Origin of the sequence: Streptomyces sp. 351MFTsu5.1, assembly GCF_000383655.1 — a bacterium.
GTDB classification, from domain to species: domain Bacteria; phylum Actinomycetota; class Actinomycetes; order Streptomycetales; family Streptomycetaceae; genus Streptomyces; species Streptomyces griseorubiginosus.
This window is the reverse complement of sequence record NZ_KB911802.1, coordinates 1-12,898: the sequence shown is the minus strand read 5'-3', so window position 1 is coordinate 12,898 and position 12,898 is coordinate 1. Positions and strand designations below refer to the sequence as shown.

Sequence of the window (12,898 nt, the reverse complement as noted above, 5' to 3'; positions counted from 1 at the left end):
GGCAAGCCGGCAGCACGACTACGGCATGCACACCGGGTGCCGACAACTCGGCGACAGGAACAGGACATTCGCCTCCTACCGTCGTGCCCCGTCCGCTCCACGAGTGACAGGAGAGCCACTCCATGGCATCCCGCCCGTTCTTGCGCTGCGCCACCGTCGGTGTCCTGTGCGTCGGCCTGATCGGCGCCGCACCCGTCGGCTTGTTCGGTGCTGCCCCCGTCGGCGCGAGCACCCGTGTCCCGGGTCCGCCGGTGGTCACGGCCCAGCGTGTCATGCCGTATCTGAAGGACTTCCAGTCGATCGCCGACCGCAACGGCGGCAACCGCGCGCACGGCACCCCTGGTTACCGGGAGTCGGTGACCTACGTGAAACGGGTCCTGGACGAGGCCGGTTACCGCACCACTCTCCAGCCGTTCACGCACGACGGCGCCACCGGATACAACGTCATCGCCGACTGGCCGGGCGGGGACACGCGGAAGACCGTGCTGGTGGGAGCACACCTCGACAGCGTCCTGGCCGGTCCCGGCATCAACGACAACGGTTCCGGCTCGGCCGCCGTCCTCGCGACCGCGGTCGCCGTCGCCAAGGCCCACCTGCCGACCGAGCGCCACCTCCGGTTCGCCTGGTGGGGCGCGGAGGAAGGCGGTCTGTTCGGCAGCGGGCACTACGTCAACTCCCTGTCACCCGCCCAGCGTTCCTCGGTCCGCTCGTACCTCAACTTCGATCAGGCCGGCTCCCGCAACACCACGACCTGGCTGGTCACCCACGACCCGGCCGGGTCCGAGGGCGCCCAGGAGGCGACCGAGGCGTTCGAGAGGTACTTCGCCGCCCGCTCGACACCGACCTTCGACATCGGGGACACGGGCTCGGACGACCGTTCCTTCGCCGCCGCGGGCATTCCCGTCGCAGGTTTCACCACCGGCATCTCCGACTGCATCCACAGCGCCTGCGACGACATCCACAACGTCGACCCGGCCGTGCAGACCGCCAGCACCAACGCCGTCCTCGACGTCACCTGGCAGCTCGCCGTCGCGAAGGACCGCCGATGAGGCGGCTCGCGGCCCCGCCGCTCGCCGCCCTCGCCCTGTGCGTGCTCACCGGCCTGGCGCCCGCGTCGGCGGCCGACGGCGGCCCCGGCCTGGGGGAACCCTACTTCCCCACGGACGGCAACTCCGGTTACGACGTCGACCGGTACGACGTGCGCATCGCCTACGATCCGGCCGGGCCCGACCACCTCACCGGGGACACCACCGTCACCGCACGCGCCCTGACGGATCTGGGCCGGTTCCACCTGGACCTGACCGGGTTCGACGTGTCGTCCGTGACGGTCGACGGCCGTACCGCCCGTTCGGTGGAGCGTGAGGGGGAGCACGAGCTCGTGATCACTCCGGCCCGCGAGCTGCGTAAAGGCGCCGACTTCTCCGTACGCGTGCGGTACTCGGGCAGGCCCGTCGGGGAGGGCTGGCACCCCATGGCCGACGGCGGCGTCGCCATCAGCGGAGAGCCGCACTCCGCCACCACCTGGTACCCGGCCAACGACCACCCGTCCGACAAGGCCACCTTCCGCCTCACGGCCACCGTCCCCGACGGCTGGACCGCCGTCGGCAACGGCCGACCCGGCCCAGTGACCCTGGACGGCACGGGCCGGCGCACCTTCCGCTGGTACGAGGACCGCCCCCTGACCACGTACGCGAGCATGGTGGCTGTCGACCGATTCACCGTGCGCAGCTCAGCGCTGCCGGACGGCACCCCGGTCGTCAACGCCTACAGCCCCGACGCGCTGATCGACCCGGACGCCGAGGCGCTCCAGGACGACATCCTCGGCTTTCTGGCCTCCCGGTTCGGCCCCTACCCGTTCTCCTCGGCCGGGGCCGTCGTGCTGGCCGGGGCGTCCGGTGCCGGCCCGGTCGACCTGGAGACCCAGAGCCGTCCGACGTACGACACCGGACTCTTCGACGTCGCGATGGTGCACGAGATCGCCCACCAGTGGTACGGCGACAGCGTGTCCTTCACGGACTGGCGTGACGGCTGCGTCGCCGAGTGCGTGGCCACGTACGCTCAGTGGCTCTGGTACGAGCACCAGGGGGACGACCTCGACCGCGACTACTACCTGGCCACGGTGCAGGAACACCGCACCGATCCGGCGTTCTGGAGCGTCCCGCTGTACGACCCGGGACCCGGTCGGGAGCTCGACTCCGCACTGTACGCACGGGGTCCGCTGATGCTGCACGCCCTGCGACACACGGTCGGCGACAAGGCCTTCTTCGACATCCTGCGCACCTGGCCGACCAGGCACCGCTACGGCAACGCCTCCTGGCCCGAGTTCGAGGCCCTGGCCGCCGAACGCTCCCACCAGGACCTGCGGGGCTTCTTCACCGCCTGGGCGCACGGCACGCGGATCCCTCCCGACCCGTACCTGTTCCCGGAGGGGTTGCACCGGTCGGCGACGGGTTGACCTACGCGGACCGGGAACGGCAGCCCCTGTGTGGTCGCATGCTCAGATCCCCGAGTCCTGAACATCTGGACCCCTCGGGTCAGCAAGACAGAACAGACTGCGGTCGCGCCTACAGGATCAGTTGCCAGCATGAACACAGGCGCGCCCGCGAGGCCGAGGGGCTGTGCGTCAGCCTTGCTGCCACCGAGAACAGGCTTTCTCAGTTCGGCGACCGCCGGCACCAGGCTACGACCATCAAGCTCCGGGGCCCGACCTTCCGTGCGATCGCGGGCTGCATCTCGTAGTGCAGAGGAGGGGCGCTGACCTCACGTGGCGCGCTGTCCAACGCGCAGGACGCTCAGATAACGGCGTGGCGCTCGGTCGCCCATTCGCGTGCGGATGCGCTCGGCGATGGCGTCGAGCAGAGGCTCACGGACATCCCGGTCGAGTCGGCGGTACAGCGACAATGAGCGAAGGTGATCGGCGAAGCCGTCGCCGTCGAACCACTGAACGGTTGGATACCATCGCACGGTCGTCGGGCCGAACAACCCCCCGGGATCGTCGACCAAGCCCCAACCCTCGTCGTTGGTGCGCACCTCGTCCTCCAGCGGTGGGTGACCCCAGTCGGGGTTCCCGGGGCAGAACCGCTCGTGCAGATCGGCGGTCTCGGCATACACCTGCGGCTCTCCCGGCCGACGGACAACGACGTGGCCGAGCAGCGCCATCCACCCTCCGGGAGCAAGTACGTCGTGCGCTCGCTGCCAGCCGGTCGACGGGTCGACCCAGTGCCACGACTGCGCCGCCACGAGAACATCGAAGCGTCGACCGCGGTCGTCCCACTCCTCGAACGTCGACTTCTCGACGTTGACGTTGCGGAAGGAAGCGAGTCGCCGGCGGGCTAGTGCGGCCATATCCGGGCCAGGCTCGACAGCGGTCACTGAGCATCCGAGCGTTGCCAGCGTGCGCGTCGCCTGACCGGTACCGCAGCCCACCTCCAGCACCGATGACCTTTGGTCCATGCCGGTGATGGCGCCGAGGTCCGCGAACATTTCGTCGGGGTATCCCGGCCGCACCCGGTCGTAGAGCTCCGGCACTTCGTCGAACACGAGGCCGAGGTCGGGGCCATTCTGGTGCTTCTGCAGTTCATCGGTCACGAACGCGCAAGCTATCGGGCTTGTCCGCGAAGACGCCACTCGTTTACCGGCAGCCCCTGAGACGATTTCGGCGGTAGTTCAGAGAGGCGATCACCCGAGTGCGGCGGCCGAGGATCTGTCGGAACTGCCGCTTCCCGTAGTCGATCCAGTTTGCCCCACATCGTTGTCCTACGACTCAGGCCGCCCGGTCCACATGCCGGGCAGCCTGAGAGAGAAGACCGATCCCTTCCCCAGCACGCTGGAGGCGTGCACGGTGCCGCCGTGTGCCTCGGCGAGTTTGCGGACGATGGACAGGCCCAGCCCGCTTCCCCCGCCCTGTCTGCTGCGCGACTTGTCCGCCCGCCAGAAACGGTCGAACACCTTGGGCAGGTCCTCCTCGCCGATACCGGAGCCGGTGTCCTCTACGCCGAACACCACCTGGTCGCCCAGGGGACGTACGGACAGGGTGACCGTGCCGCCGGTGGGCGTGTGCCGGATGGCGTTGGACACCAGGTTCCCGATCGCCTGGCGCAGCCTCAGGGAGTCGGCCCGCAGCCACGGCCGCTCCTGCGGGGACCACACCCGCAGCTCCACCCCGGCGGCTCCGGCGCTGCCCTGATGGGCGCGCGCGACCTGGGCGAGCAGAGCGGCCGCGTCCACGTCCTCCGGGTGCAGCCTCAGCGCACCGGCGTCCGCTGCCGCGAGGTCTCGCAGGTCGTCGATGATGTGCTGGAGGAGCAGCGCCTCCTCCAGCAGTGAGGAGATGAGGGGCTTGTCCGCCGCTACGACACCGTCCTCGACGGCTTCCAGCCAGCCCCGGACGTTTCCCAGCGGGGTACGCAGCTCATGGGCCACGTCACTCACCAGCGCCCGGCGCAGCTGCTCCAGTTCCCGGCGGCGGCTCGACATGAGGTTGAACGCCACGGCGAGCCTGCCGAGTTCGTCGTCGCCGGTGACCTCCACGCGGGCGTCCTCGTCCCCCTCGGCCATCCGCTGGGCCGCACCGGTCAGTGCCCGCAGCGGCCTGACCATGCGGGTGCCGACGACCAGGGTGACCGTCACCGTGATGAGCAGCACCACAAAGGTGACCCCGGCGATCCGCAGACGATTGGCGCCGGAGAGGTCGAAGAACGTGGCGATCTTCTGTTCGGGCGCGGTGGCGAAGAGCAGGGCGGGCGGAGCCACGTAGGGGGACAGCTGGTCGCGACGCGCGGTGGCGATGCACGACGTCACCGCACGGCTGTTCGGGGCACCGCGGGCCGTGGAGGGCGTCCAGGTCAGGTCGTCGGCGAGCTGCACCGGGGCGGCATGCCGGGCGGTCAGGCACGCGTTGACGAGCCTGCCCAGCTGGGCCTGGGCCCGCTTCTCGGTGGGTGTGCGTTCGAGCAAGGTGCCGACCCGGCACCGGTCGCCCGCGGTCAGGACCCGGCCGTCGAGCTCGATCTCCGGCCGACCGTTCGGGGCCTGCACGATCCGGACGTCCGCCGCCCCTTCTCTGCCCTGCTGACAGGACGACAGGACGCGGGTCGCGGTGACCCGCAGTGCCGCCTTCTCCTGAGCGGTCAGCCGGAAGGGCCCGACCGCCCGAGGATCGATGCGGTCGGACAGTTCGCCGCCGTGACCGGCCACGAGCGTGATGTCCACGGCGAGCGCGTCGACGGTCGCCGACGGGGTGTCGGGCAGTGATCCAGCCGACCGCGAGTCCCTGCCGTCGGAGTCCGCCAGCAGGTGGCGGTTCTCGTCGGTGAGGGTGATACGGCGGCCGGTCTCGCGGGCGAGGGCGCGCATCGTCGGCTCGACGCCCCGCCAGTCGGGGTGCGTGGCGGCGAAGCCGACCAGTGCGTCGTACACCCGGGCGTCGTCGGCGATGGCCTGGCCGCGCTCACGTCCGATGGCGACCGCGGTCACGCTGACGACAAGCCAGGCGGTGGCGACGATCGAGCACAGGGAGACCAGCACGCACACCGCGAACAGCCGCGTCCGCAGGCTGCTGCGCAGGGGTATGTCAGCACGCACGGGGGGAACCGGCCGCGTCGTCGGGGCCTGTCCCCGCCGGTGGTTCGGCGGCTTTGTAGCCGACGCCGTAGACGGTGAGCAGCCGTTCGGGCCGCGCGGGATCCCGTTCGATCTTGCGGCGCAGGTTCATGACGTGTCCGTCGACCGTGCGGGTGGTGACGTAGCGGTCGATGCCGTGCAGGTGCTCCAGGATCTGCTTCCTGGTGAAGACCCGGCCGGGCGCCGAGGCCAGCACTTCGAGTACGCGGAACTCGCCGGGCGTGCAGTCCACCAGCCGCCCTTCCACCCGTATCTCGAACCGGCCGGGGTCCACCACGAGCGAGCCCACGGCGTGCACGGGTTCGGCAGGGGGCGGCGGTGCGTCGGCAGCCGGGCCGGGGAGTTGAACGTGTGCGGCTGCCGCCCCGCGGGTGCGTCTGAGCAGGGTACGGACTCGGGCGACGAGTTCGCGGGGGCTGCACGGCTTGGTCATGTAGTCGTCGGCGCCCAGGTCGAGGGCGAGCAGCAGGTCGTCCTCCTCCGCGCGCGCCGTGAGCATGAGGACGGGGACGTCGGACTCGCGGCGCAGCACCCGGCAGACGTCCAGGCCGTCCACGCGCGGCATCATCCAGTCCAGCACCACGAGATCGGGCATGCGCCGCCGGATCTGCTCCAACGCGGCCCGCCCGTCGTGGACGACGTCGACCGAGTGGCCTTCCCGCTCCAGGTACAGGCGGATGAGGTCGGCTTGTTTTGCGTCGTCGTCGGCGAGCACCACATACGCACACATGGCCGCCATCGTAGGGAGAGGCGGCGGTGGAATCGCTGGGAGAGGGAGGAAGTCCGGCACGGCCTACCGGACTCGGACAGGAACGGAACAAGTTCCTGACATTTGATCGGTGGCTACGACGGCTTCGGCGTCGCAGTCCCTCGCACGACGTCGACACGAGGGCCGGGCCGCCAGTGATCCACCGTGTTGCGCTGAAGCCCGTGTGGCGATGGGGCGGGCCCTCGCGTGAGAGGCAGCGTCGGCGCGGCCATGGCGTGAGACAGACAGTCGACGGGCTACTTGCGTTGTGCTGACGCGGGACTGATCCAACCTTCCCCGACGGCCAGTTGGCGCGGCCTTGCCTCAGGAGCCCACGGTGCGGGACCGCTCTCAGGGAAGTAGGTGTGGCACCAGGCCATGACCACAGCTGGCGTGAGCGCACTTTTTCCCAGAGCCCTTGAAGCCAGGGCAGGGATAGTCAGGGTCGTAGCACTGCAAGCAGAACGATTCATGCAACTCCAGTTGCTCACGTGCCCTTTTCAGCACGTCCAGGAGTCGATTCTCAGCCTCGGCCAGCTCATCGAGGATTTTTCTCTGAGCGTCAGTCAGGTCGGAGTCGACAGGCATGGGTATCACGCCCTTCCAGCTAGGCGTTGGGACCTCAAGGACCGTCTTCTCGCACGACGTCTTACCTTCCACCATCGCACCGCTGGGCCACTGACGCACCCTGTGCGTTCGATTGTCCTGCGCTGCTGGTCGAGTTGCTGCGTAAATTCTCCAGTGGCGGGCACACGTCACCGGTCGTAAAATTGCGGGTGCTCAAGTGGATGACGACTTTCGGCTCGCCCGGTTACCCAAGGAGAGAAGTCGCAGACATGGTGAGAGGGGCAAAACTGGCGGGGTTTGACCACGACTTCTTCGGGAGCAGGTGCACGGAAGCGAGTGGTGAGGCGGGCGAGTCGCCTGTAGCAGTGCAGAGCGGTGTCGAGGCCGAGAAAGGCTTGGCAGTTGCGGGAGTTCCTTGGCTCTCGCGGGCGGGCCCCGGTCGGTCCGCAAGGTGGGGCGGAGCGACCGGGGCGCGCGCCGTCGGTCAGGGGCGTACCGCGGCGACCAGGAGGCAGCCGAACTCGTCGACGCCCAGCATGTCCGCGGGGTGGAAGAGGTCCGGGAGGTTGGTCTGGCCGAGGGCCTCGGGGCGGGCCGCGCCCTCGACCGGCCTTGCCAGTTCCTCGAACGTGCGCTGCATGGTGTGCTCGGTGATGTCCAGCAGTCCCCGCAGCCGCAGTCCCGCACGGTGCAGCATCGCCACGTAGCCGTCGGCGTCGGCCAGCGTCACCATGAAGTTGCGGCAGAACTTGTCGATCGAGGGATGCCGTGGGGTCTTCCGAGGAGCGCGCTCGAAGACGTCGGTCAGGACGAGCCGGCCGCCGGGGCGCAGGACCCGGGCGACTTCGGTGAGGACCTGCTCCCGGTCGGGCATGTGGATGATCGACTCAAGGGCCATCACCGCGTCGAACGACCCGTCCTCGAAGGGGAGTTCCATCGCGTCCGCGCGCCGGAACACCGCCTGGTCCGCGCGTCCGGCCTCCTCGGCGAGCCGGTTCGCCGTCTTCACCTGCTCCTCGCTGATGCTGATGCCGGTGAGCCTGGCACCGGTGCGCTCCACGACTCGCAGGCCCGGACCGCCCACCCCGCAGCCGAGGTCCAGGACATGGTCCGTCTCGCCGACCAGCAACCGTTCGATCAGCACGTCGGTGAGCCGGTCGACGGCCTCCTCCAACGGCGCCTTCGAGTCGGGCGTGTCCCAGAACCCGATGTGGATGTTCGGGTTGAACGTGCCGTCGCGCAACGCGGTCAGGGTCAACCGGTCGTACAGCTTGCCGACGGCTTCCGGCACGGGCAGGGTCTGCGCGGTGTCGCTCATGGGTGCAGCCTTTCGGTTCAACAGGTTTGATGGACGGGTGGGTTGAGGGGCTGAGGCCAAAAGGCTCAGGCGACCGGCGTGGGGCGGGCGGCGAACGACCGCAGCGGATTGAGGGCGTCCTCTCCGATACGGGCGCGTAGTTCGGGTGCTGTGACACCGAGACCCGGTTCGGGCGCCAGGCACAGCACACCGACCTTGCCGATGTGCTGGTTGAGCTGCACCAGCCGTGTCGCCTCCGCGACCTCGGCCAGCGGGAACAGCGAGGACAGAGTCGGTACGACACCGCCCTGTTCGAAGAGCCGGGCACACTCCACCTGTTCCTGGAGGTTGGCGACATGGCTGCCGATGACACGCTTCAACCGCATCCACAGGTAGCGGTTGTCGAACTGGTGGATGTACCCGGTGCTCGACCCGCAGGTGACGACCGTCCCGCCCCGCCGGACGACGAACACGGAGATCCCGAACGTGGAACGGCCCACGTGCTCGAAGACGATGTCGGGATCGGTCCCGACGGCGGCCCGCACCTGCCGCCCGAGCCGCTTCCCGGCCGCCGCCACCTGCGCGGGGTCCTCGCCCGTGTCGTCACCGATCCCGATCTCCTCACGGTTGACGACCACGTCGCACCCCACCCGGCGGGCGGCCTCCGCCTTCTCCTCCGACCCGACGACCCCGACGGCGATACCGCCGCCGTTCTTCACCAACTGGGCCGCGTACGCGCCGAGTCCACCGGAGGCGCCCCAGATCAGCACGACATCGCCCTGCTTCATCCGCGCCCCGCGATCACTGACGAGCATGCGGTACGCCGTACCCGCGCATGCCGGGATCGTCGCGGCCTCCTCCCACGTCAAGTGGGCCGGTTTGGGGATGAGTTGGCTGGCCCGGGCGACCGCGTACTGGGCGAGGCCGCCGTAGTTGGTCTCGTAGCCCCATGCGAGCTGGTGCTCGCCGAGCATGCCGTCGGCCTGGCTGATCGGTTCCTGGTCGTCCACGTAGGCGGCGTTGACCATGGCGTGGTCTCCGGGGCGCCAGTGGCGCACGCCTGAGCCGACGCGCACCACGACTCCGGCCGCATCGGAGCCCAGAACGTGGAAGGGCTGGTCGTGCCGGGCCGCCCAGCCGCCCTCACGGCCGTAGTGGCGCAGGAAACGGAACGTGGACAGCGGCTCGAACTTCGCCGACCAGACGGTGTTGTAGTTCACCGTGCTGGCCATCACCGCGAGCAGCACCTCGTCGGGCGCGAGTTCCGGCATGGGGACCTCGCCGACGTGCAGTGTGCGCCGTACATCCTTGTCCGCGTCCTCCGCCAGGTCGGCGAAGACCTGCTCGTCCTCGACGCGCAGATGGGCTGCGGTGAAGTGGTCGGGCAGCGGGGCGCGGGCGAGCTCTTGCGGCGACGCCCCGGACAGTACGGCATCGGACAACGACATGACGTCTCACCTCTGTTCGGGGACTGCGGAAACGGAACGGCGCGAGGCCGCGGGGCGCGTGGTCATGCGACGGACCAGTGGCGGTCGTTGCGGAATGCGTACGTCGGCAACGGCACCCGCACCGCGCCCAGTCCGGCGTACACCTCCGCCCAGTCCAGCCGGACGCCCGCAACGAAGGCCTCCGCCAACTGCCGTGCGAGCAACGAACGTTCATCGTCGGGAGGACCGATCGGGGGCAGTGGAATCAGACCGGCTGTCGAGGAGGCCGGCGAGAGGTCCGCCGAAGGATCCCGGCCGGCGATGAGACCCTCCAGCGCGGCCTCCCAGGTGCAGGCCCGCCGCAGGTGCGCTGCTGCCCACCGGCTCGGCCCGTCCTGGCCGAGGATCACGGCGGGCCGTACGCCGAACCTCCGCCACAGCCGGGCGACGGCGACGGACAGGGCGAACGACTCGACGGCGGAGGGCACCTCGTCGCCCCGCGAGCGGAGCACCCCCGTCGGCGGGACGGACACGAACGGCCGCAGCTCCTCCTCGATCCCCGCGACCACGGTCGTGAACACCGGCCACTCCCATGGCAGTCGGTCGGAGGCGAGCCGCGCGACGGGAGGGGCGGAGCAGACCAGTGCGGCCTTCGCCGTACGCGCCCGTCCCGTCATGAGAGCCGGGCCTGACGTCTCTCCGTCTGCTAACGCCCGCAGCCCGGACAGGAGTTGCGTCCGGTCCCCGACGACGGCCGCCCGGTGAGGGAAGGCGCTGCGGGTGACGGCCAGGGAGTACGCGACGTCAAGGTCCGACTGCTCCTGGTGCCCGTCCAGGTGGGCCAGCAGTTTGCGGGCCTGGCCGCGCAGTGCCTCGGGGTCCTTGGCCGACAGGATCCACGGTACGGCGGGCGCCCCCAGATCCGACGGAGCGGACGCCCGACTCCAGGCAGGCCGTTCGGGCTGCTCGACGATGACGTGCCCGTTGGTGCCGCCCGCGCCGAGCGCCGTCACCGCGGCCCGCCGGGGCCGGTCCGTCTCGGGCCACGGCACACTCTCGGGCACCGCTCGCAACGCGCCGTGCGACCGCTCCACGGTGTCGACCGGCGGTTCGCAGTTGAGCGTGGCGGGCACCGTGCCATGGGTCAGGGCGAGAACGGTCTTCATGACTCCGGCCATGCCCGAGGCCGACTGGGTGTGCCCGAAGTTGGACTTGACCGAGCCGAACAGCAGCGGCCGCTCCGCGTCCCGGTCAGGGCCGTAGACCCGCAGCATGGCCTCGGCTTCCATCACGTCCCCCAGCGGCGTGCCGGTGCCGTGCGCCTCGACGAAGTCCACGTCGGCCGACTTGAGCCCGGCGTCGGCCAACGCCCTCTCCATCACCCGCTGTTGTCCCGGGCCGTTGGGCACCGCGAGACCGTTGCTGGTGCCGTTCTGGCCCACGGCCGACCCGCGCACCACCGCGAGCACGGGATGCCCGAGACGTTCGGCGTCCGACAGGCGCTCCAGAAGGAGGACCCCCACCCCCTCCGCCCAGTTGCCGCCGTCGGCCTTCGCCGAGAACGGCTTCGTACGCCCGTCCCGGGCCAGGGCGCTGAGCCGGCTGTGCTCCAGGAACACGTCCGGGACGGCGATCACGGTGACACCCGCCGCCAGGGTCAGCGAGCACTCCCCGGTGAGAAGAGCCTGCCGGGCCAGATGCAGGGCCGACAGCGACGAAGAGCAGGCCGTGTCCACGGTCAACGCCGGACCGTGCAGACCGAGGAAGTACGAGATACGGCCGGACGCGGCGCTGGGCAGCGTCCCCACGGCCAGATAGTCGGTGCCCTCCTCCGGACGTTCCCGACCGCCGTCGCTCCCGGCGTACCCCTGCGGTGTCAGCCCCACGAAGACACCCGTCGCCGAGCCACCGAGGGACAAGGGATCGATGCCGGCGCTCTCGACGGCCTCCCACGCCGTGTGCAGGAGCAGCCGCTGCTGCGGGTCCGTACCGGCGGATTCGTCCGCTGTGTAGCCGAAGAAGGCCGCATCGAAGGCGCTCGCGTCCGCGAGGAATCCGCCCTCACGCACACAGCACCGGCCCGGCACCCCGGGCTCCGGGTCGTAGAGCCCGTCGACATCCCAGCCCCGGTCGGTGGGAAACGGTGACAGACAGTCCCGGCCCTCCAGCAGTGCCCGCCACAGGGCGTCCGGCGTGTCGATGCCTCCCGGCCAACGGCACCCCATCCCGATCACGGCCACCGCGTCCGGCCCGACGGCAGGCCTGCTCTCCAACTCGGCCAGTCCGTCGGTGAGTTCACGCACCCTCCGCCGCTCCTCCTGGAGGCCCACGGTCGCTCTGCGCAGATACTCGCGGAGCTTGGCCTCGCTCTGCGCGGCCTCGGTCATGACGCCTCCTCGGAGCCGGCGTTGTCGATGAGGGCGAACAACTCGTCGTCGGTCGCTTCGGCGAGACTCACCTCGTCATCGTCCGGTGCGCCCCCGAATTGCTCCTGGTGCGCGTCGGCCAGGTGCTCAGCGAGGAGCTGAGGGGTCGGATAGTCGAACGCCACACTGACGGGCAGGGCTAGATCCAGTGCCGCCACCAGCCGCTTGCGCAGCGCAACGGCCGTCAACGACTCGAACCCCAACTCCTGGAAGGGGCGGTCGGCAAGGATCGGCTCGACGGAATCGTGCCCGAGGGCGACCGCGGCATGCGTGCGGACGAGGTCCAGCATCTCCTCCGCCACCTCGTCGCGCGAGAGCCCGGCCAGCCGTTCACGGAACTCCGCGACCGGGTCGTCCTGCGGTGCGTCCATCGGAACCGCGATGCCGGTGGCGCGCAGGGGAGCGGTACTTGATTCCAGCCAGTAGTGGTGGTGTTGGAAGGGGTAGGTGGGGGGGGGGGTGTGGTGGTGGGGGGGGGGGAGGAGCGCTGCCCAGTGGGGGGTGGTGCCGGTGACGTGGGCGTGGGCGAGAGCAGTGGTGAAGGAGGCGTCGCGCCGAAGAGTGTGGAGGGCGGTGAGGGGTGTGTTGGTGGTTTCGGCGGTTTCTTCGATGGCGGGGGTGAGGACGGGGTGGGGGCTGGTTTCGATGGTGGTGTGGTGGCCGGTGTTGATGAGGTGGGTGAGTGCTTGGTGGAAGCGGACGGGGTGGCGGAGGTTGGTGTACCAGTAGTCGGCGTCGAGCTCGGGGCCTTCGACGGGGTGTCCGGTGACGGTGGAGATCATGGGGATGGTGGCCGTGGACGGTTGGATGT

The 12,898-nt window shown here is 70.0% G+C and carries 9 protein-coding genes and 1 pseudogene; 2 read left to right on the top strand and 8 right to left on the bottom strand.

Features of this window, described 5'->3' with window-relative positions; translation table 11 throughout:
• Positions 1-122 precede the first annotated feature (122 nt).
• Together H295_RS0139690 and H295_RS0139685 are read left to right on the top strand one after the other, a co-directional pair.
• Positions 123-1,049 (top strand): M20/M25/M40 family metallo-hydrolase, encoded by a 927-nt coding sequence (locus tag H295_RS0139690; protein ID WP_020140920.1) that lies wholly within the window; start codon positions 123-125, stop codon positions 1,047-1,049.
• Positions 1,046-2,455 carry a M1 family metallopeptidase gene (locus H295_RS0139685; RefSeq protein WP_020140919.1) on the top strand — a complete coding sequence of 470 codons (1,410 nt, stop codon included), beginning with the start codon at positions 1,046-1,048 and terminating at the stop codon, positions 2,453-2,455. Before H295_RS0139690 ends, H295_RS0139685 begins: the two co-directional genes overlap by 4 nt.
• A gap of 305 nt (positions 2,456-2,760) precedes the next feature.
• On the opposite strand, the gene H295_RS0139680 is transcribed toward H295_RS0139685, so the two are convergent.
• The 8 genes and pseudogenes from H295_RS0139680 to H295_RS44315 form a co-directional block, all read right to left on the bottom strand.
• The gene (locus tag H295_RS0139680) at positions 2,761-3,588 is read right to left on the bottom strand and encodes a class I SAM-dependent methyltransferase (protein WP_020140918.1); all 828 of its coding nucleotides are present in this window, start codon (positions 3,586-3,588) and stop codon (positions 2,761-2,763) included.
• A gap of 168 nt (positions 3,589-3,756) precedes the next feature.
• Positions 3,757-5,583: a HAMP domain-containing sensor histidine kinase gene (locus tag H295_RS44330; protein WP_020140917.1), complete on the bottom strand. Its 1,827-nt coding sequence runs from the start codon at positions 5,581-5,583 to the stop codon at positions 3,757-3,759.
• Entirely contained in the window at positions 5,573-6,352 is a 780-nt protein-coding gene (locus H295_RS44325) for a response regulator transcription factor (protein WP_051135693.1), read from the bottom strand. The genes H295_RS44330 and H295_RS44325 overlap by 11 nt, the downstream gene beginning before the upstream one ends.
• A 920-nt stretch (positions 6,353-7,272) precedes the next feature.
• Positions 7,273-7,365: pseudogene (locus tag H295_RS48655) on the bottom strand (IS5/IS1182 family transposase); the annotation flags it as partial.
• 56 nt (positions 7,366-7,421) lie between these two features.
• Positions 7,422-8,255 carry a methyltransferase domain-containing protein gene (locus tag H295_RS0139665; RefSeq protein WP_020140915.1) on the bottom strand — a complete coding sequence of 278 codons (834 nt, stop codon included), beginning with the start codon at positions 8,253-8,255 and terminating at the stop codon, positions 7,422-7,424.
• Between the two features lie 65 nt (positions 8,256-8,320).
• Positions 8,321-9,682 (bottom strand): crotonyl-CoA carboxylase/reductase, encoded by a 1,362-nt coding sequence (gene ccrA / locus H295_RS0139660; RefSeq protein ID WP_020140914.1) that lies wholly within the window; start codon positions 9,680-9,682, stop codon positions 8,321-8,323.
• 62 nt (positions 9,683-9,744) lie between these two features.
• Positions 9,745-12,048, bottom strand: coding sequence for a type I polyketide synthase (locus tag H295_RS44320; RefSeq protein ID WP_020140913.1), 2,304 nt, complete (start codon positions 12,046-12,048; stop codon positions 9,745-9,747).
• Positions 12,045-12,898: acyltransferase domain-containing protein (locus tag H295_RS44315; protein WP_043218744.1), on the bottom strand; the 854-nt coding region annotated here is incomplete at its 5' end. The genes H295_RS44315 and H295_RS44320, both read right to left, overlap by 4 nt.

Bases quoted from the DNA above. Each gene is read 5' to 3' on its own strand.
- H295_RS0139690 (WP_020140920.1), top strand. From the start codon at position 123: ATGGCATCCCGCCCGTTCTTGCGCTGCGCCACCGTCGGTGTCCTGTGC.
- H295_RS0139685 (WP_020140919.1), top strand. From the start codon at position 1,046: ATGAGGCGGCTCGCGGCCCCGCCGCTCGCCGCCCTCGCCCTGTGCGTG.
- H295_RS44325 (WP_051135693.1), bottom strand. From the start codon at position 6,352: ATGTGTGCGTATGTGGTGCTCGCCGACGACGACGCAAAACAAGCCGAC.
- H295_RS0139665 (WP_020140915.1), bottom strand. From the start codon at position 8,255: ATGAGCGACACCGCGCAGACCCTGCCCGTGCCGGAAGCCGTCGGCAAG.
- ccrA (WP_020140914.1), bottom strand. From the start codon at position 9,682: ATGTCGTTGTCCGATGCCGTACTGTCCGGGGCGTCGCCGCAAGAGCTC.
- H295_RS44320 (WP_020140913.1), bottom strand. From the start codon at position 12,048: ATGACCGAGGCCGCGCAGAGCGAGGCCAAGCTCCGCGAGTATCTGCGC.